Below are 26,451 nucleotides of genomic sequence, written 5' to 3'. Positions count from 1 at the left end.
TCTTGCGAGGATCTGTTCTCAAGTACGCGGCGCCGGAGCGCCCAAGCAAAAGGGAAGTGTTTGAACGGCATGAAGACGACGTGAGAGACGAAAATGCTAAACGTCGACTGGAAGGTCGACCTGAGATTAAGTCCTTCAGCTATTCAACAGTCTTGCGGCACATCAACGGCTTAGATCCATTCTTTGTTAATGCTGGAAGATTTGGTGCGGAACGAGCTCGCGCGTTAGCATCGTCATCTTCTGGAGGCTTGGCCAAGCTCTACCCGATGCAGAGGATTGAAATGGATGAGTGGAAAGTCGACGTTCGAACATTCCTGACCCGCCTCGGAGCAATCGACAATTTGCCAACTCATGCCGTCGCGGCCTTACCGAAAACCCGCCGATGGGTTTGTGTCGCGGTCGATGTGTCAACCAGGATGATTGTTGGCATTCGGATTGCCAAAAATCCGTCCGCCTATGACGCGGTTCGAACACTGGCGATGGCAGTCTCGGACAAAACTAAGTTTGCGCGTGCAATCGGCGCGCAGGCAATGTGGGATCACTACGGGGGTCTTTGTACAGTTTCCTGCGACACCGGCCCGGCGTTCATGTCGACCGAGTTCCAGACCGCTGTTACCGACCTTGGCGGTCATCTGCACTTCGGTCCTGTCGGGGTGCCGGAACTCCGGGCAACTGTCGAGCGTACGTTCGGGACATTCGCGACCAAATTGGCGTCCCTTCTGCCCGGCAGGACATTCTCCAATGTTACGGATCGCGGCGACTATGAAGCGGACAAGAGGGCCGTTCTGGATGATGAGGATCTTCTTCGCATTATCATTAGATGGATCGTGGACCTCTACCATCATGCGCCGCACTCTGGCCTTCAGGGACAGACCCCTGCAGGCCGGTGGAAGGAGCTTGCAAGAGAGAGGTTTGTGCCCAGCCCGCCGGACCGACTGACGCGTCGTGTTGCGACAGGCATTGAAGTCGAGCGAACACTGGATAAGCATGGATTGCGGCTTTTCAGCAATTTCTACACGTCCGAGGATCTGCAGAAGCACTTTGCGCATTCGTCCCAGCGAAAATTCCGAGTGCGGATCGATCCAGATGATATCGGCGGTGTCGCATATCTTAAGGATCGCCGCTGGCACGATGCGTCAGCGCGTGATGCCGATTTCGATGGTGTGACCCTCGAAGCCTGGAAGGCGGAGTTTGCACGGATTGCTCGAGAGCATCAGGCCGAGGCAAAGCTTGGACAGGAACTGCGTGCAGAGGCCTTGCGCAGTATTCGTGACAGCGTGCAGGACCGCCTAAACCAACTCCTGCCCGGCGCAGAAGGCGTCGACGCCAAGGCGCTCGATAGGCTTGAGGATACCTTGTTTCAAAACAAGACCTGGCGCTCTGAGGCAAAGACGGACGACGACCGGCAGAACCACCCTTTTGGGTCGCCGCTAACCTCTATGTGGTCACCTGACGATACCGATGCCGCATCTGAGTCGGAAGACGGCGATGATGGAGATAGTGGTGCTTCGGGTTGGGAGGTCGAAGATGACTGACGCCCAGCAAAAATTGAAACGCGCCCGAGAAATCGGGCGCATCACAGCCGACCTGCGTACGCGTTTCGTCAAGCACAAGCGGTATCTGCACCTTGCTGAAGAGTTTGACCTGCTACTCTATCGAAGGCGCGCTGAGATCGAGCGAGGTCTGCATTCCGAAGCGAGGGGCCTGGTCGTAATCGGGGCCTCAGGCTCAGGGAAGACAACAGCGATCCGTCGACTGTTCGCCAAGCATCAGGACCTGCACTTGCCCCAGCCCGATGTGGAACGGGCCGATGTGGTTAGTTTTCTAGTACCGGCACCCGCAACACTGAAATCAGTCGGGTACGACTGCCTCACGAGTCTTGGCTACCCCCTGAACCGCGACCGAACTGCTGCTATTATTTGGTCTAAGGTCCAGACGCTCCTGAGCGAGCGAAAGGTCCTGTTCCTACACTTGGATGAAGTCCAGCACTTGTATAACGAAAGAGCCAATCGGGACTCGCAGGCCGTCGTCAATACGCTAAAATCGCTCATGCAGCGATCCGATTGGCCAACTGGTCTGATTCTGTCGGGGACTAGGGAGCTGCAATCTCTCGTCAACATGGACGCGCAGCTGAGTCGGAGACTGACGCCGGTAGAATTCCCTTCGATCCATATGACGACGCATGCCAAGGAAATTAGGGGAATCGTTGCTCATTACGCCGAAATTGCGGGTCTTCGTGTGAACCATGATCACCTCAACAGTGGCGAATTCGCGAGACGCCTAATCCATGCTGCTGCACGAGAGCTGGGACTGGTCATCGAACTCATCGTAGCGGCGATTGAAGATGCCCTCGCGAGAGCAGCCGATGAACTCGACAAGGATGCATTTGCCAGAGCTTTTGCGCGTCGATCAGGTTGCTCACACGTCGGCAATCCAATCGTGTCTGACGACTGGCGCGGCATCGATGCGCGGAAACTTCTTGACGGCGCGGGATCGAGTACGGCTGTACTGGAGGCCAGGCAATGAGCGGCCTTGCCCTTCTTGTCGATCCTTCGGAATGTGAACCGGCAACCTCGTGGGCCTCGCGGCTTGCTGAGAAAAACGGTTGCACCACTGTGCAGGATTTCGTTCACGACATGGGAGTTTCGTGGGCCCGCTTTAGGATAGGTGATCAGGCGTCAGTTGCCTCATTGTGCGATGTGGCGGGCGTTGATTCCGAGAAGCTGCTAAGGTCTACGTACAGATTGGGAAGGTCGGCAACCTCGAAATGGGTCGGTGGCGAATGGATAGCCCCGAAGCTGATGCGTTTTGATACTCTCAATCTTTGCCCCGACTGCATCGCTGGGGCCAGGCGAAATGGTGACGGTTTCCTTCAGTCAGGTGCCCCTGTCTGGTGGTACATTGAGGGGATGAGAGTTTGTCCAGTCCATAGAAGAACACTGTTATGCCTGCCAGCTCCTCAGCGGGGGCGTTGCAAGCATGACTTTGCCGGACGGGTCAGAGATAACGCAGCACTGATTACGTCTGCCTCAGCATCTGGGGACAAACTCTCACCGGGCAGATTTGAGCAATACATAATCAATCGTTTGAAGTGCGGAGTATCGTCGTCAAGCTGGCTCGATAAACTTGATTTAGCTACAGTCGTTGGGGCCAGCGAGAAGCTCGGACTTGTGACATTGGGTTTAACGATGCGTGATCAGACGATTGTTGATGAGAAAGTATTACTCAATGCGACTTCTCGCGGCTTTGATATCCTGTCTGTCGGGCCGAAGCACCTATGCGAGAGACTAAGAGGCCTCCAACCTGAACACTCGAAAGGTGGCTTTTACTCCGACTTCTTCCCTTTTTCACAGTGCCTTGATCGAATCCAGCATCGGCCAACTTGCACTCCGTTAATTGAAACCGTACGCGATTTTGTCGTCAACAACTACCCATGTTCTGTCGGCGAAGTCGTGTTGGGAGAACGAGTAGAACAAAGGAAAGTACATTCAATCTCAAGCGCCGCCAAGAAAGCGAACGTTACTTTCCTTCGAATGCGGAAGATATTATCTGCCACGCAGAAGAAATTGGCACTCGAACACCTACCGCGACCCTCCAGTAACTTGTGGGTTAAATCTGCTGATTGGGATGCTTGGCTCCACGATTACGGGAACACTGTCACCATAAAGCCCGCCGCACGTAAATTGGGGGTGTGCCCATCGACTTTCTCGCGCCTGGTTTCTAACGATCTCATCAAACCGTTCGCATTTGCTCCCGAAACTGCGCCTCGTTACTCACTTTCAAGTCTTGATGGTTTTGTGAAATCCATAAGTGAGAATGCAATACCACTGATGGATATCCCACCTGGTATGCTGGCTATTGGTTCAGTTCAGAGTTCATGTAAAACAAGCATCAGTAATTTGTTACAATTGCTACTGGATAAGCGGCTCAAGACGGTTGGTAGGCTGACGGATCACGCTGGGATCAGCGGAATTTGTATTGCTAAAGAGGAATTGCTGGACGAGTTGGAAGGGCCACCTCTTCCGGGACTTAGCAGTGAACAACTCCGCAAACATCTGCGGATCAATTACTTGACCATCCCATGGCTTGTCTCGAGAGGTTTGCTTTCAACCGAAAAGGTTCTTCATCCCCGGACACGAAAGTCGGTCCAACTTTTCCGATACGATGAGATCAACAGATTCCTCGCAGAGTATGAGACTGTCGGTCGTTTGAGCTATCGGTGGACCACCAGATCATATCAACTTGTAAAAGAACTGAAGCAACAGGGTATAGAAGCAATGGCTGTCGAGCGGAACATGAGTGTGATCTATCGACGGCGCGATCTGCCTGACAGCTTACTTTAATCTTCATCAACGGAAGATCAGACAACCGGCTCCGCCGGTTTTCTTTCGTCTTAAGAGTGGCCAGAGTTGATGAGTCAAATGACCTGGGCAATGACTCTCGCCGAAATCTGCGCTAAGTATTTCAATGGGTTACGGACGCGCAGTGGTCAACAATGGTGACTCGCCACACTTATTGTGTCAGTAAGGCATATGAGTGCAGATTTCAGGCATAAGCATGAAATCACTATAGTTGCTGAACTATCAGTCCTTTAGCAAAACCCAGCTTTCGACTCCTAGCCGTCTGACGTCAGCGCTTATGGTGTCCGTCGTCAGGGTTTTTGGCACCAAAGGCGGCCTAAGCTAAGAGAGAGTTTGGCTCATCTGGTTGGTTTGATTATGCGGCGTGCTGGCGGTGATGCAAGCGTCGCGCTTCGAGTGTCTTTCGTTTGATCTTTTCGCGTTGTTTTAGAATGGCTTTGTCACGCCCGAAGTAGACGTCAGCAGGTGTGACGTTGTTGATGCTCTCGTGATATCGCTGATGATTGTAATGATCGACGAAGGCTTCGATTTGCGCTTCGAGGTCACCTGGCAGGAAGTAGTTTTCCAGCAAGATGCGGTTCTTCAGGGTTTGATGCCACCGCTCGATCTTGCCTTGGGTTTGCGGATGATAGGGGGCTCCGCGCGAGTGCTTCATGCCTTTGTCTTTCAACCATTCCGCCAGATCCCCGGAGACGTAGCTTGATCCGTTATCGCTGAGCAGACGTGGCTTGTGAACGACATGGACCTGATCACAGCCAGACGCTTGCAACGCGAGGTCCAGTGTATCGGTCACGTCTTCGGCCCGCATGTTCGTGCAGAGTTTCCAGGAGACGATGTAGCGACTGTAGTCGTCCAGAACCGTACTGAGATAGAACCAGCCCCAACCAAGGACCTTGATGTAGGTGAAGTCGGTCTGCCAAAGCTGATTGATGGCCGTGGTTTTGTCTTTGAACTCGCTGGCGGCTTTCATGACGATGAAGGCTGGGCTGGTGATCAGATCATGCGCTTTGAGCACGCGATAGACAGTGGATTCTGACACAAAGTAGCGCTCTTGATCCGTGAACGTCACTGCCAGTTCGCGCGGTGACAGCTCTGTCTCTTTCAAGGCGAAGTCGACAACCTTGCGCTTCACGTCGTCAGGCACGCGGTTCCAGACATGCTTTGGCTTGGGCGATTGGTCCTGCAGACCAGCCTCACCGCGTTGAAGATACCGGCCGTACCAGCGATAGAACGTGGTGCGCGGAATGCCGAGCTTGGCTAATGTCAGACGGGCCGACAGATGCGACCCCTCGACCAGCCGGATGATCTCAAGCTTCTCAGATGCGGGGTACCTCATTCGTGGTCGCCCCCATCTATTACCCGGCAGGTGAATGTCTTGCATTCACTGAGAGGGCCCGAGCATGCTTTTTTTGAGAAGACGCAGTTCGAGCGTTTGTTCTGCCACCACCTCTTTGAGCTCCTTGGCTTCGCGGCGCAGTTCCTTGACCTCATCAGTGTTCGCAGCGCGTGCTGTGTCCCCAGCTAGCCGCTTCTTTCCGGCCTCCATGAAGTCTTTCGACCATTTGTAGTAGATGCCCTGCGATATCCCTTCACGGCGGCACAGCTCAGCAATGCTGTTTTCACCACGCAGACCATCCAACACGATCCTGATCTTCTCTTCAGATGAATAGTGCTTGCGCGTTGCACGTTTAATATCTTTGACGATCTTCTCGCCAGGGCTCTTCGCTGTCTTTCTCATCGTCCACTCCTCGGTGGTTACGATGAGCAACAAACACTCCCTTAGCAAATAACCCTATTTGGATCCATAAGCGCTGACGTCAGACAGATAGTAATTTTCCAGCAAAACGCGGTTCTTCATAGTCTGGTGCCAGCGCTCGATCTTGCTTGAGTTTGCGGGTGGAACGGTGCGCCACACACGTGTGTCATATTTTGCCCTTCCGGCCCTTCCGGCCATTCCGCCAAATCGCTGGAGATGTAGCATGAGCCGTTATCGCTCAGAAGACGCGGTTTGTGGCGCACAACGGCTTGGTCGCAACCTGACGCCGTCAGCGCCTCATGGTCCAGCGCAAACTCAATCAGGTCATCACGTCTAACGTCGGAGATGCGGTTCCAGACAGACTTAGGACGCGGTGAATGATCCGCCAACGCGTCCAGGCCACCATCGACATAAAGATCATACCATCGGTAAAACGTGCTGTGCGGAATACCGACACCACATGATTGGTTCAAATGGGCTCACAGGCATGATCGCAGGCTGCAGAAAATGCCTCGTGCTTAAGCGCTCCCGTCTGGAAGGCAGGGGGTTTTAATCCGAAGAGTGAATATATGAAATTGTGTGTTGCAATAGAATCCATTAATGCGCCTTTTTGATAGAGACGCATAATTTTTGATGGGTAAGCTGTTTATGTCAAAATCTCTGAGTTACAGACCAGAAATTGATGGGATTCGAACACTCGCGATCGTACCTGTTCTGATTTATCACCTCAAAATTCCCTTTCTTGATGGCTACCTTCTGCCCGGTGGTTTCTTGGGGGTTGACGTTTTTTTCGTGATCTCGGGGTTTCTCATCACTCAGATCATTCTCAGCGAGTTGCAGAAAACCGGCACCTTCAGCATCAAGAATTTCTATATACGTCGTGCAAGGCGCATATTTCCAGCGTTGATCCTGATGATCCTGACTTCCATGATCGCCGCTCTCATGCTGCTTTCTCCTTCCGAGATGAGCCGCTTCAGTATGTCGGCACTTGCCGCCATCGGGTTCGTGAGCAACATCTTTTGGTTCTTTGCTCTCGGTGAATACGGTGCTCAGTCGGGTCTTTTGCAACCGTTCCTGCACACATGGAGCCTTGCGATCGAGGAACAATTCTACCTGATCTTCCCACTCCTCCTGCTTCTGATCAAACCGACGCGAAATCCCGGCCTTGCGCTTGTCATTATCGTTGCCCTTTGTTTGGGCAGCCTCGCGGCGTCGGAACTCACCACGTCGTTCAACAAGCAACTTTCGTTTTTTTCTCCCGTCAGTAGGGCATGGGAACTGATGGCCGGTTCGATCATGGCTTTCGGTCTGACGTTTTTCCCAAAAGCCGCACAACCGGGTCCGTGGATGGTTTGGTTCTTGCCCAAAGTAAGCCTTCTGGTTCTTGGTCTTTGCATGTTTATGATTGATCTTGCGCAATGGCGCCACCCCGGGGTCATTACGTTGCCTGTTGTTCTGGCCACGTGCGCGATCATCTGGTGTGCGCGACCGCAGGAAGGCGTGACGCAACTGCTGTCAACACGGCTCTTTGTGTTTATCGGACGCTTGTCTTACTCAATTTATCTTTGGCATTTCCCAATCTTTGCCTTTGGACGTTTAAGCAGTGTCGAAAAGCCCGATGCGCTGGATATGCTGGCTTGGGTTGCATTAACTTTGGCCTTCTCGGTTGCAGGCTACTATCTTGTCGAACAGAGGTTTCGTTTTGCCGCAAGCGGACGCGCCTTCGGCATCGCGTTGGGTGGAAGCATGGCCGTGATCCTCAGTTTCGTGGTGGTTGATACAACCACTGATCTGTTCGGTAAGGGACGCACGGGCGATCTGGCCGCACTTTACGGCGGAGAATTCTACGACAACGAAATCCTGAGAGATCAGTCCTGGGGTATTCTTGACGGATTGGCGGGCGAGGAAGAGAGCATCGGCACTTGGAATGCAGATGGTCCCTCCGAGCACGAGCGAACACAGCTTTGGTTTGAAAAACCCGATGCGACAAAGGTACTGATCATTGGCAATTCCCATTCCAAAGACATGTTCAACGCGCTTTATCAGACGTATGAAAACAGCGATGAACTGGAAGTGGCGCGTTTCGGTATGGCCACGAAATTTCCCGCAGATCAGCGCCAACAGCTTTTCGCCGCGCCCAATTTCACGAATGCGGATGTCATCATGATCTCTACGCGATACCAGGCGCAAAATGTGGAGAACCTGTTGCAAAGCATGATCAGCGAGATTCAGGCAAAGGGCAAAACCGTGGTCGTCGTCGGAAGTACGCCTGAATTCGCCTCTCCCGGGGCTTTGCCCATGTATGATTGGCATTTACGGCGGCAGGGACAGAAAATCGACATGGAAAAAGTGAATAGCTTGGCCTTTGGGTCGTTGGTAAGCGCGATTTCTCAGGTCGATACCACCGTGGAGCAGATCGCAGAGCGCAATGCTGTAATCTATTTGTCCCGACGTGCTCTGGTCTGTCCCAAGGACAGCAATTCCTGTACCTTGAGCACCGAACAGAATGAAAAGACAATGTACGATAGAAGCCATTGGACCTTGGAAGGCGCGCAGTATTTTGGGCGTAAAGCCGAAGCTGCCGGGTGGAAGGAAACACTGCGCGGAGCGGTCCAATAAGGCCTCTGGGTCCGGTCACCTTATTGCCAGCACACGGTGTTTGAACTCTGATGCTATGATCGGCTTTAAAGGGCGTCAGTATTGCTGGCGGCAACCTGCCAGACAGCATCCGATGAGGCCAAAGATGTCGCTGGGATCGTTGCGGAGCGCTCACAATCCTGCGACTTTGGTACGAGCAAGAATTGCAGGACGATAGAAGGGAACTTAAAGTGGAACGAGAAACGCGAGGATCATCTGGACATCGCGCTCCCGCACCCGGTCTCACGCGGCGTAGATTTCTGCGCCCACTCGCTTCTCTCCTTGCAGCTATCCCGGTTTTCAAAACGCTGCCTTTCGGGTCCGCCAGCGCACAGGCGCAACAACCGCCCCGAGAGGCTGGCGCAATATATGTATCGCCCGCCGGAGATGACGTTTACGGGACTGGTGCTTCGGATGCGCCGTTGCGCCAGCCGCGGCAGGCCACGCTGGTCGCGCGTCCGGGTGACACGATCTATTTGCGCCCCGGGATCTATGCGCCCTTTGAGATTGCCAGATCAGGCACGCAAGAGGCACCGATTACATATACCACTCTGCCCGGAGAAGAACATCAGGCGATCATCAGAGGGGACCTGCAAGAGCATGTCGTAAATGGCGGCCCCGGCCTGAAGCCACAACATAGAACCCGCGATATCATTAGAATAGACAGCAAGGACAATATTCATATTCGCAACCTGACAATTGAAGATGCCTGGCGCTCCGGTATCTATGTGGTTGGCACCCAGAACGAGGTACATGGGCATCATGTTTTCGCAGGCAATGTGGTGCGCCGTACCGGCAGTTCAGGAATATTTGTCTGCGGATTTCGCCCTGACCATCGCATAACGCCAGAACAGACGGAAACGCTGCGTACCATTGATGTTCTCATTGAAAGAAATGACATATCGGCCACCAATGCAGTCACGGATTACAACAATCATAAGCGCGTACCGGGCGGCGTGAACGAGGCCATCAGCGTGGCGGCAGCAGCCGGTGATGTCATCACCCGGTTCAATGATATTCACGACTCGCGTCAATACGGTGTTGATTACAAGGCGGGTGTGCGGGGCGGTGAGATTTATGGCAATCGCATCTGGAACATGGAGCGTTATGGCATCTATCTGGATGCCGGGCGGCGTTTTGTGGATGATATCGACGTGTATAACAACCAGATCTGGAATTGTGGCGCCGGAATTGTGCTTGCCCGCGAGGCGGATTTCAACAAGGCCGACCCGGTAGAGGATTTTACCCAACGGCTACGCAATATAAACATCTACAACAATGTGATGTGGGATCTCGAAATTGTAGGGCTTTTTTGTCAAGGGCACCCCGGTGACGGGCCCTATGGTGTGATCGAGGATGTGCGGATCCGTTTCAACACGGTGTTTAACGCAGCGCGGCGCGGTTCTGGCCGCGAGGCACGTTTGTCCAGTTGGGCCGACCGGGAGTGGTTGGCCGCAGGTATTGTCAACGGGTTTGAATTTATCGGCAACATTCTCTGGCGCAGCGATGGCAAAACCCAGTTTCTGGACGAATTTGGCGGGCGGGACGGGTTTCTGGTTTCCGAGAACCTTGTTGATCAGGATCCGCTCTTTGCTGACCCTGACACAAGACCACCAGATCTGTCGCTCTTGCCGAATTCGCCTGCCATGGGAGTATTGGATGCGAAATTTGTCAGCGCGCCTTTTGACCTGTCTCTGACAGGAGTCAACCGTCAGGCCACCAAGTCTATTGGTGCGTTTTAGACGATGAAACGTCAATCTTGACAGAACCGTCCTGGACCTGTGTCACCCGGACAGACGGAGGCGTTTAAGCAACGTTTGCTTCCTATATCATCGTTGCAATCTGTCACCCATGCCATGCAGTCGCCTACCGGAGTTGTGAATGGTAGCGAACAAAATGAACCACTTTTCCTAAGAAAAGCTGGAGATCATTGGACTAACGAGAGGTCACATCTGCCGCACAGACGCATTTTGCATAAGTTGCGCGTGTTGCTATTGGCGTTTTGTTGTTCCCCTCGTCAGATTTGCAGTGGGAAACGCATGCCGGGCATTGGCCCCAAGGCGTCTGGCCCTTGCGCACAGCTATCGTCTGTGACGCGCGCCCGGTGATCTCGCGGCCCATATCGAACCCTTGTTTATTACTATGCTCACCAACTTTGGCAGGCGGGCCTAAACGGTCTCGCGCCCACTGATATCTACTCTGGGCAGGACACAGCCATTGCGAAACAAGGCGAAAAGACGAGAAGAACTATGAAATTGAAGCACTTGCAGCACGCCAAATCCGTTGGTCACCTGAAAAACAGATGAACAATGATTACGCCATGTAAAACGCGGTCTATCGCTCCCTGGTCATCGTTGATTCCCCCTCAGTTATTCAAACAGTAGGCGGAAGAGGCTATATGTCTGTGACGTCGTATTCGTGAAACCACTGGAGCACATCGTGCCGGGTAGGAGAGTATCCACGTGTCCCAACTTTCATCAGAGTATTGCATTCGCATATGTGGTGCGCACCGGTAATTTTTCTGTAGCCGCAACCCGGGTGGATGTCACCCAATCCACCGTAATGCAGCAAATCGCGCACCTTGAGCAGAGCGTTGGAACCCCTTTTGCTTTTGAGTGGCCGCGACAGCGTATGGCTGACACCTGCGCGAGAGGATTTCTGCGACCTCGCGGACGGGTTTGTCGCACTGAATGAAAAAGTTCCCAAGCGCGTTGAAGGATATGACACTGTAAAGCGCGCATGGCTCAAAGTCATCGCGAACTCGTCGCATCCGGCGCTGCGCATCGTCGCGCTTTATTCACAACGTCATTTGGATGTGGACGCTAATTTTAGCTTGTTTGACTGGACAAGTGCACCGGGCATAGTCCGACACCGTTTCGCGGACTTAGGACCAGTGATCGATGCGTCAACTAACGGTTAGGATTGTCGGCCCGTCGGAATTTTTTGCAAGAGCGGTTGACCATCTCGAAACGCGGCTCCCCAATGCGCAAGTTTCTCGACAAAACTGTCTCAGGCAGGCTTGCCCCTCCAAAAGTCGATCACGATGATCACCTTTCCGGTGATGCGAAGCGGTTTTACAAGGCAGCGGCGTAGCCATTTTCCTGCGCAAAATGCGCTGTTGCGGGAATGGTTGGTCGAAGTCATGCACCGCGAGCTGACCTAGCAAAAAGACACATGGCTGATTGCGACACAGGACCGGATACGCCTGAAGTTGATCGAAGAATTTGTCGTCGCCGCTCTGGAGTGAGTTGGGTTTTGGATCTACGCGCCGTGGTGCATTTGATGTCGATTGCAATGGGATTAAGCGGTCCATCTTGCCGAGTTACGCCGCGATAGGAACGCCGTGACTTCTCCATTTAGGTCCTCTTTTTCAGATAGACGCGTAGCCGCGACAATTTTATTGAGGTCTCCGGATTGATTGTTTGCGACGCGGCCCTTCTGAATTGCTCTCTGCGTCCAGTTACCTTTCAGAATGTTCTTTGCCGCCGATAGGTGTTGGATCCATCTCTTGATCCCGAGAGGTTGTTTCAATGCCCAAAGTCACACCTTTTACGGATATTCAAATATTTGTGCTTATTTTACATTTCTTTAGGCTCCCTTTTGTCACTGCACGACTTCACGCCAGGCGGTAGTCCGATGACAATCGACCAATTGACCGATTTGATCAATGTCGCGCGGCAGAGAGCCCCAAAGACACGCTGCCTGCAAAACCGCAATCACATCCTCGGCGATACGGCGTTCTGCAAGAAAATGCTGAGCACCGCGACCAAACAGGGAGCATTAATTGCATCAATGCACCGCCAAAAGCACCACGTCCTAGGCGAAAGGTCCGGTCTCGCTCGTGAACCGTGCGATTGCCTTGGGTCCCGGATTTTCGAAATTTCTGACGCAACATGGAAACTTCATTCATTGGCCGACGCAAACAATCCCCTTTTGGTAACGACCAATGTAACGCATGCCAGAAGATACATAATTAATGCAACCGACCTGGATTTCTGCTAACGAGGCGTAAGAACGTGGATTCTTACGGCCGTTCAGGTGTACCAGAGTGCAGTGCCAAAAGCCTCAAACGACGTCGCAGCGCTCGGTCAGACAACTGAGCCAGAGTAGCCTGCAGGCTGCACAAAGAGCCTCCGGTGAGCAGAACGTTCTGGCCGACCTGCAGCAAGCGGCCGAGGGAAGTCAGGTGACCCAAAGGCTGGCTGTTTTGCAAGCCATGGCAGAGCCGCATCCCGCACAGGACGCATCTGCGACAGATTCAAATGTCGCGTCGGATAGATCCAGCGATCTGCCGAAGGGCTTGCAGCACGGTATCCACCAACTGTCGGGGCATTCTGTGGCCGATGTCCGTGTGCACCGCAATTCGCCGGACCCGGCACGGATGGGCGCAATGGCCTATGCTCAGGGGCGCGATATCCATCTGGGTCCCGGGCAAGAGCAACATTTGCCGCATGAAGCTTGGCATGTCGTCCAGCAATCTCAGGGCCGCGTGCGCCCGACCACGCAGCTTCGCGCTCAGGCAATCAACGATGACACAGCATTGGAACAAGAGGCTGATCAGATGGGCGCACGTGCCGCACGTCTTGGCAGCCGCGCGCACTCGGGCGAAACGCCGCAGCTGCAGCATAAGCCCGGTGCGACTGGCGGTGATGTCCTCCAGGCCAAGATGGGCTTCGAACTTGAAATGCTCGCGCTGGTCGATATAAATGGTCGCCCTCCCCCGGAAAAAACATTTCTGGGCAGCTACGGAGCTCAGCAGCTCGAACTGCAGGTTGATCACAACGGTCAGGTGGCCGGTCCGACACCAACGGCACCTCAGAATGCGAACTTCAGTGTGGCCACACGGCTGCCAACAGCCGCAAACCCAAACATCAACGCGGTGACTCTTGGGGCCTATGATCTGCCGCAGAATTACTCAACCGAGGTCGGCGCTGATCCAACTGCCGCCGGACCCGTCGCAGATACGCGACCCGCCCTTGGCATGTTTGATCCGGCTGCCTGGCAAGCCGCAACCAACGATGCGACCATCTATGCACGCCCTCCGAACAACAACACTACTGGCCTTCAGAACAACAGGCTGCTGCAAATTGACAACGCCATTACCGACTACAGACGGGCCCACCAGAACTGGGAGCCAACAGATGCCGCCGCCGCCATGCGGACCATCGTCTTTAGTGCGACCAGCTGGCTTGCAACAAACGATATGCCACCGACATGGCGACTGTTCAGAAGCAATGCACGCCGCAACAGGTATCGGGGCGCGCGCACTATGCTGGGGCAATTGCGTACCTCCGCCCATCACCATCGCGCATTCTGGACGGACCCGACGAACGCGGCCATTCCCGGCGGCATGGCACGTCTGTTTCAGCCGGACCCAACGGCTGCAAACCCGGCCCCGCCGGTCGAAACAGAACACCCAATCGCAGGGGCAGGCACCTCTCGGTATGCGTCAATTCTTGAAATCGTCACGCGCCCTTATGAAACCGAGACGCCGGCTGGGCGCGCGGATCTTGTTACGGCGATGACCGAGGCTGTGGCCCTTGCCACGGCGGTTGAGGGAGCCACAAACAACTTCGCCAATCGGGCACCTCTGAACGGCATGGCCAATGCCAACATCCTGCGCCCCAACACGCATGTCGGGAACGATAACGTACCTTATCAGAATACAGATGCATCGATCCAATCGACCTTTGCCATTGATCTCACCCAGATCGGGGCTCTGATGAATAGCACGATTGCCTTCTCGTCGCCGCAGGCTCATTTCGGCCTTCAACATCAGGCCGATACGTTGCCTTTGGGCGCTGGCGGTGTCACGGTCAACCGCGCCCAGGTTGAAATGGCCCTTGCCGTCAATAGCGCCACGCAAGTCGTCAACAACATGAAGGCGCAAATCGGCGGTGGTGCCCCGAGTTTTGTCAATATGCGCGGCTTGTTGATCCTGATGTGCCAGTATCTGCGTCTGGGCAAACATTGGGCCGTGGGCAACAACCCGCTGGACAAGAACCTGACCGACCTTTTGTCGCGCACGGATCTGTCGCATATTTACCAGCGCCTGGTCCCACCGGCAGAGCGTGTCTGGATTGAAGCATCGGCGGCGAACCGCAATATGGTTATCGGGTGGTTGATGGGGGTCTGCGGACGGGCGGGTGGAACGCGTCTGATGAACAATCCGGCCGAGAACTATGCAGCTCCTGTCCCCCCCTACATGGCGACGACCTGCAATACTTTTGCCGACAATGTCTTCACTCAGGCCACCGACGGGATTACCGCCAACTTCGGGGGCTTCCAACAAAGACCAGATGAAAGCATAGATCCGGGCGGGGGGACGCGCGGGGGCGATACGCGCCCTGCGGGTGAGCCGGAGCGCATGGCAGCCGTCTTCGAGATGCGCAATATGGTACCTAAACTGGGCGATAACATCCGGTTCCCGAAGGCCGATTGGGTGCCGCTTGCGACATATCTGTCCGAAGCGGTTCATCTTCTCAACCAACGCAATGAGGCCGCGTCCGTCGCTGACATCAAGGCTCGTGATACTCCGGGAGGCGTGGTTGCCACCCCGCCCGCGCCCGCCTGGTAGAGCAACGCTTCTGTTGCACGCTCTTGCCGTTTCTCCCTTTTCGGCAAGTATGTGACGCCGGGGCAAGGCACTAAACACCACGGTATGCGCGAGGCTTCCGTCTACTAACCTAAATGCAGGGCATATGAAGGGTTTGTGGCATCGGTGTATGTTTCTGCGTGAGAAACGCATTGGTCGAAACGTCGGTTCACACGAGCGCGTCACCCCGCGAATTTCGCCTGCGACGTCTGCCTGTTCGTGATGGGCGTGCGCATATTAGATCGTTCGCGTGGCTTCCGTTCTCCGGAGCGTTGCATGGACAGATGACAGCGAGATGAAGCCGCGTATGAGAGCGATCCGCTTTTTGCGTGCCGCTTGGTCGCGCTCATTCGGTTGGTCTCCCACGGGCGATTGAAACGCAGGATGGCTGCACCGGGAGTTCAGAGTAGTTCACAGCCAAGCACGAGCTTGGCTGTGGCACTTGCAGGTTGGGACAGAACGCGGTTGATACAACCAGGCATGCTCGCGGGCCAGACTGAGGAACGCCCCCACCAAATTGATGTTGCGTCACGTCTTACGGTGCCAGTCGATCATTACCAATTAGATTAATAACACGCGAGAAGCGGCGCCAGTTGTCGTCGACGCTTATATGCGCCCCCATGCGTCAATGGTTTCATTATCGCGCAACAGTCTTACGATATGAGTTCGGTCAAATAGACGATGTTTTCCGGCCGCTGTATTTTTTTGGCGGTGGTTTTCCTGGGCGAGGGCGGTGCGAGTGACGGGACGCGAGGTACCAGGATGCATGCGTGTTTTGACCGCCACGGGTGACCCTCTGATCCGGATGCGTAAGGCATTGCGGGGGCCTTCGATGCGGCGTCTTGAAAACCTTTGGCGCGCGCATCGCGCCATGATGCGGCAGGGTTCTGGCGATCAGCCTGTCAAAGCGGGCGCCCGTGATCCAGCCACCGGGGTGAGGCGGCGCGGTTCAAGAAATAAAAAATGTCGGTGTGTTTGCTGGCCTCACGCCACGACGCTCTCAATCCGGTGAAAGGGAGGGGGCAGGGCGCATCCCAAAAGGCGGGGATCGTGATCTGCGGCGGCCACCACATCAATCCCTCGAATCAAACAGCCATGATCCTTGCTGGCAGGGGCGACAGGCCGGCACCCGCGAAAAGGCTGCAAAAACCTGCCGCTGCTGCCGGGAAGATCGCGATCACCCTGCACTGAATCCGGCGCAATGAAACAGTTCATGACCCAAACATGGGGACTGCGGCGTGAGCAAAACAACCACCACCTGCCCGATAGATCATGTTGGCCGATCAAGCCGGCCTGTTGTGGCAGCGGTGGCACACTTCTGCCCGGGCTAATGCCATTCCGACTGATCAAACCCCGGACGCCCTCATCAAGCGCCAGGACCAACTTCACATAGACCCCCAAAGGATACGCAGCCCGAACACGTCACCCCCTCGCACTCACAGAACCGCTTGTCGCCCGGGGCATCGAAAACGGGTCCATGATCGTGATCTGTCGAGCAGATCAAAACGGTCATTCCGTCTCCAGTCGGTACTTGAGAAAAGCCGACCCATCAAAGTCCACCTCGCCGACAAATGTTGCCCCAAGTCTCTTCAGCCCACCCAGATTCCTGCGTGACAGCGGCAACAAAAACGTCACGAAAGAGCAAAACCGCAATGCCAACGTATCTTGGAATGGATTACATTTCCCGAAAAGTGGTCTATTTCGCCACCGAATACGACTTGTGCCGGTTGACGGGTGTTCGAAGCGATCACGTGCTGTTTTAAGCGGGTCGTGCTTCTGCACAAAGCGTGGGACTTGGACCAGAACCATGTAACCGAGATCTATAGATCTGTTCAATCTGGCATATACTTCGCGCGCAGCGGTATATCAGCTAAGTTGCATTGCGATTTCGCCTGCCTCTTTGCGGTCGTTGATATCCTATCATGATGTAACCTGCCCCTAGTGCCCCAGCATTCCGAATAGCACCAAAGAATTGAAAGTATCTACGAAACAAGAAAAAGTGTTCATTGTCAATCGCTTGGATTCATGTGCCATCGGTAAGCCTTCTGCTGACGGTTAACGTACAACATACTGCGAGTACGGATAAAAAACATATCACAGTGGCGGCATAGACAACTTTCGTTTCCGCAAGGAGGGCCACCGTCGCAATGCCGCCAAGACGCGCGACTGTGATGTCAATACTCGTTGCGACTGCACTCATTCCAATGGGTGCAAACCTCAGGATCAGTTGTGTAGAAGGCGCGTTGCTACACGCCAGACTCGTACCGATGAAAACGGATGAAATCACAAGCAGCACAAGGTTGTCTGCAAAAAACAAAAGCGGCAACGCGGCGGCTATCAGGAGCGGCGCCGCAAGCATGATTATTCGGATATGGGGTTTGTCCACAAGGTTGCGCAGGACAGTGCTGAAGCCGGAGAATGTCAGCCACATAACCGATAGAATGAAACCGACGCTCGCCGCCTGAACGTTTTCGCTTGCCAGTCGGATAGGAAGATAAAACAGGCAATAGGTAATCGATCCATATGTACAGAAAACATATAGGAAAGTCACCCAGAGATCTCGATTTCGAAACAGACCAGCACGCACCTTCTGCGCAGGCGAATGCGGTGAGGGGGTGTCCACAACTGGTGATCCGCAAAGGATCAACAAAGCCGCAATTGCTACCATCGCGTTCACGATGAAGGCGACGTTCCAGTTTTGCGCGCCCGGCAAACTCCCATAGAAAAGTGGCGCCAACGCGGCAACATAGCCCGCAACGCTGCCCCAGAAGATGAGCGTTCTTCCGGGTTTCTGCGACGAGGCTCGCGTCAGAAGAATTGGCACGAGTGGAGAAAACATACCGCCGCCAAAGCCCTGTAACATGCGTCCAATAATAAGCATGTCGAAACTGTTGGAAGCCGCCACGAGGAACGATCCAAAAGCGAAGAAGGCGACCCCGTAACCGAAGACTTTCTTTGTATTGAAAACGTCACCACACCACCCGCCGCACAAAACGCCGGCGGCAACCGCAATGCCGTATGTGTTAAACACCCAGGCGAGATCGCCGATTGAGAGTCCGAATTCCTTTTGGATTGCCGGCAAAAGCAATGGGACGAGCGTAAGTTCCATTACAAATGCTATGTTTGCGACAATTGGTCCAATAATCGCTATGCGTGATGAACCGGCCATGGAACGATCTCTACTGATGCCAAGAATGTGCTGGAAACTGGTGTGTATTGACGCCGGTCACATGTTTTCTCGCACATTGAGATCGTCCTTTTCGTGAACCGGTGTGCGAAGGGATCCGAGAGATGTAACCCCGGCAGGGCGCTGAACGCTGAGTGCCTCCTGTGGCTTCATATTGGCCATGTCATCCGCATCCATCCAGATCAGGTAATCTTCCTCCGTCACTTGTTGATCCGGGCCCAGCCAACGGCCCGGTTCGCAATGGCAGTAGCCATAACGAAGATGTGCGCCCTTTGCTCCGAGTTGTTTTGGTACGAACGCAAAGAAATAGTCTGGATCCCAAGCTTGCATCGCAATCTCAAGCAGAATTCGCGACAAAAGTGCAGTCGCACCCTGACTGCGCGGACCACCAAGGCCACGGGCGCGGAGCCAAAAATCGCCTTGGTAGCAGACTGTTCCAGTGATTGTTTTGAGCGCTTTCGGACCCGAGTAATATGTAAGATCCGGATCGGGCGTTGTGTCCGGGGTAATGTATTTATGGCGGTGGTCGCTGAGATGTTTTGCCAGTGACACGCCTGACAGGTCAAGAAGTCGCACGGCCTGAGTATGGATCAATTCACCACTTGAATTGAAACCGCAGATCCAAAAGCCGTTAGTCCGATCAACAAACGAACTCGTAACATCGAACATGGCATAGATGGGACCCCGATCAAGCTGCTGGCTCCGGTAGGCGCGATACCTGGAAAAGTCGTCTCCAACTTCGACCTGAATTCCCGCCTCTTCAAGGTCATGGAGGATGCGTGACAGATGCTTTGTCAATCCAAACAGTCTACGTGGTGACATCCCCATGCAACTTACCCTCTGTTCCCGATCAAGCCTGCAAGGTCCCATCAAATGGTTAATGTTGCGTTAGTTACGATTGTTGGGTTGTAAGACTTGAAGATGACTGCCCGATCATCTTACGTTCATCAGGAGCGGGCCTTGCGTTAGGTTGCTCGTTCCACTGTGTGCAGCTCGTGGACTACGCAAATCGAGAACTTGCGTCCTATCTCCGGTTTACTGCTGTACTTCATGTCGTTCTTGCGCGCGTATCTGCAAGCCTTCCGCGCTTCCCGCCATCCGGGTGCGCCTTGAACACCCGGGACAAAAAAACGGCCAAAGCAAGGAAAGCCCTTAAAAATTATTGAAATTGAGGCTTCATTCTGACCTTTCGCCAACTCTTTGTTTTAAATATGTTTACTGGCGCTCTCGGAGTTCAAACTATGCTCACAGTCCATTTGCGGGCTCTGTTAAATTTACTCTGGTTGTCTGAATTGCGACACTTTGAAGGCGCAAGCGCAAGCATAGCCACACTTTGGCCAAATCCAGTCTGAATTATTGCGGGCCAAAGGGGTCGCTATGAGTATCAATGAGTTGTTCAGTGAGGATCTTCTCGTGTCCTGCCCGCCTCCGGGTTGCGTGAACGTGCAGATTGGAAATGCCGTCGAAGGGCCTGGCGGCAGGTGGATCCCATGTGCGTCCGTCAATGTGGATGGCGCATATATGTCCTGTGTCTATGAAGTTGGACCAGGGCGCAGGCAGGTCTGTGCCAGTTCAAGACCGGTGCACTGCGCCAACGACGCGCTTTCCCGCGCGATAGACCTTGCTGTAACCGCCGCCGCTTAGACGTTTCAATGAAAGCATAGTGGTTTCGCGTCATCAGTTGGCTTGAACAATGTCTATTTTGATCAAACCTTAGGTCTGAGAGCACCTAAGCAAGAGTCTTGTGACAGAAAAACCTCCGGCTACACGTTGCGCATAGTCAAAGTTGAAAGCTCAACCCGCCTGACCGTTGCCGGGCTCCGTGTTGTCTTTCCGGTTTTCAGGTCTGGGCGACCAGAACGTGCCCCCGGTTTCGTTAAGTCGGTCGCGCAGATTCTCTTTGCTCATTGGTTCGCCGAAATAGAAGCCTTGCAGGAAATCACAACCCATTTCCGTAACGATTAGCGCGTGCTCTTCGGACTCGACGCCTTCAGCAACGATGCTCATACCGAGACTCTTCCCAATGCCGATGATAGATTCAACAAGCGGCCTTGCGCTCACATCCTCGAGGACAAGTTGGATGAAGTGGCGATCAATCTTGAGGATTGCCGGTCTTGTTTCAAGTAGACCACGGACCGAAGCATGCCCGGTACCAAAATCGTCAAGAGCAACCGTCACGCCCAACTCGTCAAGTTCGTCAATGGTCCATCGCACCACGTCATCCATCTGATCCAGATAGACTGACTCGAGAATCTCGACCGTTAGTCGTTCCGGCCTGATACCAGAGCTTTTTATGTCGTGAATAAAGGTGGGATCTGCCAACCGGGCTGCTGAGACATTGACAGCAACACGGGGAAGATCAATGCCAGCAGAGTCCAGACAAGCCAGAGACTCGCGCAGAGTGGCAAAGATGATTTCATCTATCCGTTTGAGGATCCCCAAATCTGCCGCAGTACCAAGAAATGCAGCTGGTGCGAGAATGCCTCTGGCTGGATGTGACCACCTCACCAACATCTCGGCACACGCGATTCTACCTGTCTTCGCGTCAATCAAAGGCTGGAAATAGGGAATGAATTCGCGTCTTTCGCATGCCAGCAGCAAGTCCGATGCCAGTTGCTTGCTTGCGATTGCAATGGCATGCATGTCTTCCGTAAAGAACGACCAGCGTCCCTTGCCTTGCGACTTCGCATGATAAAGTGCGACATCAGAATCTGCGACCACCTGTTCGGGATCTGCCATCTTCACATTTGCAATTGCCACGCCGACGCTCGCGCTGCAGGCGATCGACATTCCTTCACAGGTGAATGGTATCTGCATCCGCTGAACAATTTGATCGGCTAGAGTGCTGATGTTGAGAGCGCTTTCCGCCAGCGGTTTCAAAATCACGAATTCGTCACCGCCAAGACGGGCGACCAGATCGGATTTATCGGTCAGCTTGCGCAACATGCCGGCAACCGAAACCAATAACTGGTCGCCAGCTTCATGGCCAAGCGTATCGTTTACAAACTTAAAACGGTCGAGATCAATGTAGAGCACGGCAAATTCCGTTCCGTACTTTTTCAAGTTTGCAATCCAAGTTTTCAACTCAACTGCAAAATGTCGCCGGTTTGAAAGACCGGTCAGCGCGTCTTCGTTCGCATCCCGGGCCACCGATTTCGCAAGTTTGTGCAGCCGCGCATTCTCTTTCTCCAAGCGACGAACCTTAGCGTCCACTCTCTCGTAGCCATCCAGATCCAATTTTGCAGGACTGAGTGGCGCATTCTCGACCGACCCGGTGCGTTCGTCGTCCACTTCAATGATCGAGCAGAGCCACCAGTGATTTCCCGTCTGAGGATCGGATAGATGCGTCCAACTCATCTTTTGCCAATAGGCTTCTCCATTCTTGCGGTTGTTCAGCGCCTTGATCGAGAAGGTTTCCCATTTCATCAATCTTTCCATGATAGATAAGTGAACGCCCTGTTCTACATCCGGACCGATCAGAATGGAGCCACGTTGACCTACGGCCTCCGCCTCGCTGTACCCGGTGATGCGGGTAAAAGCGCTGTTACACCATTTAATCTCCATGATAGCGCCATCATCGTTTGATGCCAAAGCAAGCGCGAGGCCCTCGATAGCCTTCTCATTGATTTGATTGAGGATCAGAGCAGGTATCACGGCCGGGTTCTACGTTGTTCGAAGGTGATATGACACTCAAACAATTAGGAAAGTTTAAGCCAAGACGACGTGAACAATCTTTTTGTGAACAAGTGGAATGATTGCATGCGATCGCCGAATTGCCAGTCTTTCAAGGTTCTGATGACGGGCAGTTCATGCAAGCCGTTGAGGAGCGATGATGGAACAGAAATCCGCCGCGTGAAATGACGCCACTGAAAGGCCGGTCAACGGCATCAAACGCAGGCTTCACAGCACTAATTTGGGTCGGAACACATCGGCAGTTTGGAGCTAATGTCAGGCCGCGTCTTCGAACAATGTGCCAGAACCGCAATTGGAGGTCCGGCCCGGATCGAAGATGACGTCATCAAGTAGAAAAATCGCCGAGATTTCTCAGTCGATGCTACCTCTTGTTTCGGTCAAAACGCCGGTGTCAAAACCTGTTTGCGCGGGTAATTAAAGGGTTTTAGTTTCGTTTGCGGATTCGGCCAAAACAGCAGGGTCGCCCTCGTTTTCATCAAGTACCCAGCCCCGTGAGTCGCGGGGCCGGGTCTGTTGTTATTAACGTGCCGGCAGGGGCATCCAGTCGGCCATCGCCACATCAGCATGTTGGAACTGGGGCATTTTTACGCCTAGATCTTCCATGTTGCGGATGTTGTTGTCGTTCAGGAACGACTGTGTGATCAAGGTAGGCGGCACGATGACCGAGGCACCGGGGTTTTCGCCAACCAGCATCAATGCCAGCGCGCGCACTGAAACCTCGCCCACCACGGCCGGGTTGGTCGCCACAGTCGCTTTCCACGCGCTGTCGGCTTCGCGCATCAGGGCAATATCCGCAGTCGAGATATCAGCGGAGTAAATGGCCATGTCATTGCTCACCCCCAATTCGTCCGCAGCAATTTTCACACCCTTTGCGAACTCGTTATAGGGCGCGAAAAAGACGGAAATGCCAGGATTTGCCTGAAGCGCCGCGCGTGCTTGGTTTGCGTTCGCGTTGGCAATGGGGTTGTCGAGCGTCCCAATGCGCGCAACCTCGGTGATGCCGGAATTGGCTTGTTTCACCTCTTCCCAAGCGACGTGGCGACGGTCCAGCGGCGCGATGCCCGGCACGTAGACATAGCCTGCAGAAAAGCTGTCGCCATTGTCCGCAACAGCCTGTTCCAGAGCTAGTTTGCCCAGAAGGTAATCCGACTGCTCGATCTGTGGGATGGCCTCATTTTCGACATTCACGTCAAAAGCAACCACCTTGATGCCCGCATCTACAGCGCGCTGGGCCGCATCCCGCATGGATTCAGTCAACCCGTGCTGAATGATGATCCCGTCCACACCAAGAGCGATAGCCTGTTCGACCATATCGGCCTGAAGGGCGGCGTCTTGTCGGCTGTCCAGAACACGCAGATTGACACCAAGAGCCGCTGCCTGGTTCTCGACACCTGACAGATAGGCCTGAAAGAAGTCTCCCGTGGAAAGATAGCGCACGAGGGCGATGGTCACGTCCTCTGGACTGTCCAGGGGTGCAGGTGCGTCCTGCGCCGTCGCGACGCCCGCGCCAAGCGCGAGGCTTGCCACGCTCGCAAGGGCCATGAAGTGACGTTTCAGCATATTTGGTCCTCCCTATTGCTGATGATCAATGCCCCGAGCCGGTGCGGCGCGAGGATAGGTAAAATGTGAAAACGAGAGCGGCGACCAAAACGGCACCCTTGACGAAGTCCTGAGTGTAATAAGGCGCGTTCATCATGGTCATGCCTTGCAGCAAGATGCCGACAAAAAGCGCGCCCATGGCCGTCCCGAAAGCATTGGGGCGGGCGGCGCCAAGCACGGCAAAACCGATCAGTGCTGCGGCAACACTGTCCAGTAGCAGGTTGTTACCACTGGCAATATCACCACGGCCCAACCGTGCCGCCAACAGGATGCCTCCGACGGAAGCGGTCACCCCGGAAATCATATATGCCGTGATCTTGTAGCGATTGACTGGCGTGCCCACGAGGCTGGCCGCACGTTCATTGGATCCAATGGCGTACATGAGCCGCCCATGACGGGTAAAGCCGAGGTACAGCCAGATTAACAAAGCTATGATCACAAAGATCACAACCGGCATCGGCAACAGACGTTCGATGACCACATCAAAGCGGTGACGTCCAAGCCACAGGAAAGCGGTTGAAAATGTGCCCTCAGCCACGGTGCCATTGGACAGCATCATACCTGTCGAAATGGAGTTTCCTTGAGTGGGTATGCGCTGTAACCCGATGAGTAAAAACATCATACCCAGCGTGGCCAGCAAATCTGGCACGCGAAACTTCACGATCAGGAGACCGTTTATCAAACCGACAAGCGCGCCCATACCCAGACACAAAGCCACCGCGACGATTGCGGGGTGCTCCAGGATCACCATGGAGTAGGCCGACAGCATCAGCGCCGACGTCGCCACCGCACCAATCGACAAGTCAAAACCGCCCACGACAAGTGTACAGGTCACGCCCAGAGCAAGGATGCCCGTGATGGCAACTGATTGCAGCACAAAGGCGGCCGACAAAGGACCAAAGAATCCCGGTGCAGCGAGGCTGAAATAGACGATCAGCCCAATCAGGAGAATCAAAAAGCCATAGCGAATGGCGAAATCGAGGTATCGGTCGTTCATGGGGATGTGCCTGATGCGGTCGATCTGGTCCCGGTCACGTCTGCGACCAATGCAGCGAGATCGACTTTCTGATTGATGTGTTCGCCAACAATTGTGCCTTCATTCATCACGAAAATGCGGTCTGCGATTTCGAGGGCTTCGTCTATTTCCGCAAGGAACACGAGGGTGGCGCGTCCCTGTGCGGTGGCGCGGATGTGTTTTCCGATATCGCGTCGCGCGCCGATGTCCACGCCCTGAAACGGTTCATCCAGCAACAGGACCTTCGATGGCTCGAGCAGCCAGCGCGCAATCATGACCTTTTGTTGGTTGCCTCCCGATAGGGTCCCGATACCATCGCCCGTTGACTGGCAGACGATACCAAGCTGATCCACCATGTCGCCGGTGCGTTTGCGCTGTTGTCGCGATTTGAGGAATGGTCCGGCACTTAGGCCCTGAAGGAAGGGCAGAGTCATGTTGTCGGCGATGTCAAATGCCTGGATCACCGCGTTGGTGCTCCGGTCCTTGGGCGACATGAACACGCCTTTTGCAACCGCTTCTTTGACCGAACGGGGCGCGTAGTCGTCTCCATTGATGCGAATATGACCATCTGCGGTTTTTGCGATGCCAAAGAGGACATCGGCCAGCCGGCTTTTACCGCTCCCTAAGAGACCCACAAGTGCGATCACTTCACCGTCATGCACTGTCAGATCGAAAGGCGTGGCATCTGCAAAGAGGCGCAGATCGGACAGTTCTAAAACCGGAGACGTCCCGCTTTGCACGGTGACGTCTACATCGGTCATGCGGTGGCCCAGCATGGCCGTGACGGCGGCGGCATAATCTAAGGGTTCTGTGTCGAACAGGCCCGAAATCGCGCCGTCCCGCATCACCACAATACGGTCAGCGATGCGCCGGATATCTGACATGCGGTGAGAAATGTAAAGGATCGCCACACCTTGCGCGCGCAGACGTCCAATCAGGTCAAACAAGCGTTCTGCCTCGGAGGCCGAAAGCGATGACGTCGGTTCATCCAAGATCAGTACTTTTGGCGCGCGTGCCATGGCGCGGGCGATTGCGATCATCTGACGGTCGGCGACGGACAAATCCGATACCCGTGCTCGCAGATCCACATGGATGCCCATAGATGCGGCTACCTTGGAGGCCTCGGCCCGCAGATGGCGTTCGCGCACAAAAATGCCATGGTCACGCTCGACAAGGCGATCTAGCATCAGGTTATTGGCCACATCCAAGTCAGGAATGACACCGTCATCAATAGATTGATGCACGGTCACCACGCCTTTGCGGATCGCGTCTGCCTCATCGATGGGATCAAATGGGGACCCGGTCAATGTCACGGTTCCACCATCGGCGCGATAATGGCCGCAGATGACCTTGACCAAAGTGGATTTCCCGGCGCCATTTGCCCCCATAAGGACCGTCACAGACCCTGGTGACAGGGTCAGGTCAATGCCGCGCAACACATGATTTTTCCCGAACGATTTCTGCAAACCATTCACTTGGAGCGCGTCATCGACCACTCACATCCTCCCCTTGGTGGCCCGACGATAGGCGGGGTGAAATACTTTTGTCAAATGATTTGACATAAGTATAAATCCGCCGGTATGTAATTGAAGGTAAGGTGCGTTGGAG

14 protein-coding genes and 2 pseudogenes are annotated in these 26,451 nt (G+C 54.2%); 8 read left to right on the top strand and 8 right to left on the bottom strand.

Going from position 1 to position 26,451, the window contains the following annotated elements:
* The first annotated feature begins 266 nt into the window (after positions 1 to 266).
* Genes R8G34_11025 through R8G34_11015 form a run of 3 tightly spaced genes read left to right on the top strand, consistent with a single transcriptional unit; the run spans position 267 to position 4,343 of the window.
* Positions 267 to 1,535 carry a Mu transposase C-terminal domain-containing protein gene (locus R8G34_11025; protein MDW3223402.1) on the top strand — a complete coding sequence of 423 codons (1,269 nt, stop codon included), beginning with the start codon at positions 267 to 269 and terminating at the stop codon, positions 1,533 to 1,535.
* A complete protein-coding gene (locus tag R8G34_11020) occupies positions 1,528 to 2,526 on the top strand; it encodes a TniB family NTP-binding protein (GenBank protein MDW3223401.1) in 999 nt (332 codons plus the stop codon). Before R8G34_11025 ends, R8G34_11020 begins: the two co-directional genes overlap by 8 nt.
* Entirely contained in the window at positions 2,523 to 4,343 is a 1,821-nt protein-coding gene (locus tag R8G34_11015; GenBank protein MDW3223400.1) for a TniQ family protein, read from the top strand. Before R8G34_11020 ends, R8G34_11015 begins: the two co-directional genes overlap by 4 nt.
* Before the next feature lie 373 nt (positions 4,344 to 4,716).
* Here the strand turns inward: R8G34_11015 and R8G34_11010 are convergent.
* Positions 4,717 to 6,099: pseudogene (locus tag R8G34_11010) on the bottom strand (IS3 family transposase).
* An 84-nt stretch (positions 6,100 to 6,183) separates the two neighbouring features.
* Positions 6,184 to 6,572 (bottom strand): annotated as a pseudogene (locus R8G34_11005) (hypothetical protein).
* A 193-nt stretch (positions 6,573 to 6,765) separates the two neighbouring features.
* On the opposite strand from R8G34_11005, the gene R8G34_11000 reads away from it, so the two are divergent.
* The 5 genes from R8G34_11000 to R8G34_10980 all read left to right on the top strand — a co-directional run bounded on the left by R8G34_11000 (position 6,766) and on the right by R8G34_10980 (position 16,540).
* Positions 6,766 to 8,736 (top strand): acyltransferase family protein, encoded by a 1,971-nt coding sequence (locus R8G34_11000; protein MDW3223399.1) that lies wholly within the window; start codon positions 6,766 to 6,768, stop codon positions 8,734 to 8,736.
* A 209-nt stretch (positions 8,737 to 8,945) separates the two neighbouring features.
* Positions 8,946 to 10,496, top strand: coding sequence for a right-handed parallel beta-helix repeat-containing protein (locus tag R8G34_10995; protein ID MDW3223398.1), 1,551 nt, complete (start codon positions 8,946 to 8,948; stop codon positions 10,494 to 10,496).
* A gap of 851 nt (positions 10,497 to 11,347) precedes the next feature.
* Positions 11,348 to 11,674: a hypothetical protein gene (locus R8G34_10990; GenBank protein MDW3223397.1), complete on the top strand. Its 327-nt coding sequence runs from the start codon at positions 11,348 to 11,350 to the stop codon at positions 11,672 to 11,674.
* A gap of 1,266 nt (positions 11,675 to 12,940) precedes the next feature.
* A complete protein-coding gene (locus R8G34_10985) occupies positions 12,941 to 15,331 on the top strand; it encodes a DUF4157 domain-containing protein (protein MDW3223396.1) in 2,391 nt (796 codons plus the stop codon).
* 981 nt (positions 15,332 to 16,312) lie between these two features.
* Positions 16,313 to 16,540, top strand: coding sequence for a hypothetical protein (locus tag R8G34_10980; GenBank protein MDW3223395.1), 228 nt, complete (start codon positions 16,313 to 16,315; stop codon positions 16,538 to 16,540).
* A gap of 832 nt (positions 16,541 to 17,372) precedes the next feature.
* Here the strand turns inward: R8G34_10980 and R8G34_10975 are convergent.
* The 6 genes from R8G34_10975 to R8G34_10950 all read right to left on the bottom strand — a co-directional run bounded on the left by R8G34_10975 (position 17,373) and on the right by R8G34_10950 (position 26,339).
* Complete coding sequence (locus tag R8G34_10975; GenBank protein MDW3223394.1) at positions 17,373 to 18,458, bottom strand: MFS transporter; 1,086 nt, start codon at positions 18,456 to 18,458, stop codon at positions 17,373 to 17,375.
* Positions 18,459 to 18,575: 117 nt separating this feature from the next.
* Positions 18,576 to 19,358, bottom strand: coding sequence for a hypothetical protein (locus R8G34_10970; GenBank protein MDW3223393.1), 783 nt, complete (start codon positions 19,356 to 19,358; stop codon positions 18,576 to 18,578).
* Between the two features lie 972 nt (positions 19,359 to 20,330).
* Entirely contained in the window at positions 20,331 to 22,190 is a 1,860-nt protein-coding gene (locus tag R8G34_10965) for an EAL domain-containing protein (GenBank protein MDW3223392.1), read from the bottom strand.
* Between the two features lie 558 nt (positions 22,191 to 22,748).
* Positions 22,749 to 23,789, bottom strand: a complete 1,041-nt coding sequence (locus R8G34_10960; GenBank protein MDW3223391.1) for a substrate-binding domain-containing protein — start codon at positions 23,787 to 23,789, stop codon at positions 22,749 to 22,751.
* Positions 23,790 to 23,814: 25 nt separating this feature from the next.
* Entirely contained in the window at positions 23,815 to 24,825 is a 1,011-nt protein-coding gene (locus R8G34_10955) for an ABC transporter permease (GenBank protein MDW3223390.1), read from the bottom strand.
* Positions 24,822 to 26,339, bottom strand: coding sequence for a sugar ABC transporter ATP-binding protein (locus R8G34_10950; GenBank protein ID MDW3223389.1), 1,518 nt, complete (start codon positions 26,337 to 26,339; stop codon positions 24,822 to 24,824). Before R8G34_10950 ends, R8G34_10955 begins: the two co-directional genes overlap by 4 nt.
* Between the last annotated feature and the right edge of the window lie 112 nt (positions 26,340 to 26,451).

Source organism: Paracoccaceae bacterium (genome assembly GCA_033344815.1).
In the GTDB taxonomy this organism is placed as follows: domain Bacteria; phylum Pseudomonadota; class Alphaproteobacteria; order Rhodobacterales; family Rhodobacteraceae; genus Roseobacter.
Note: the sequence above shows the minus strand (reverse complement) of the source record. Positions and strands in the feature narration are given on the sequence as shown.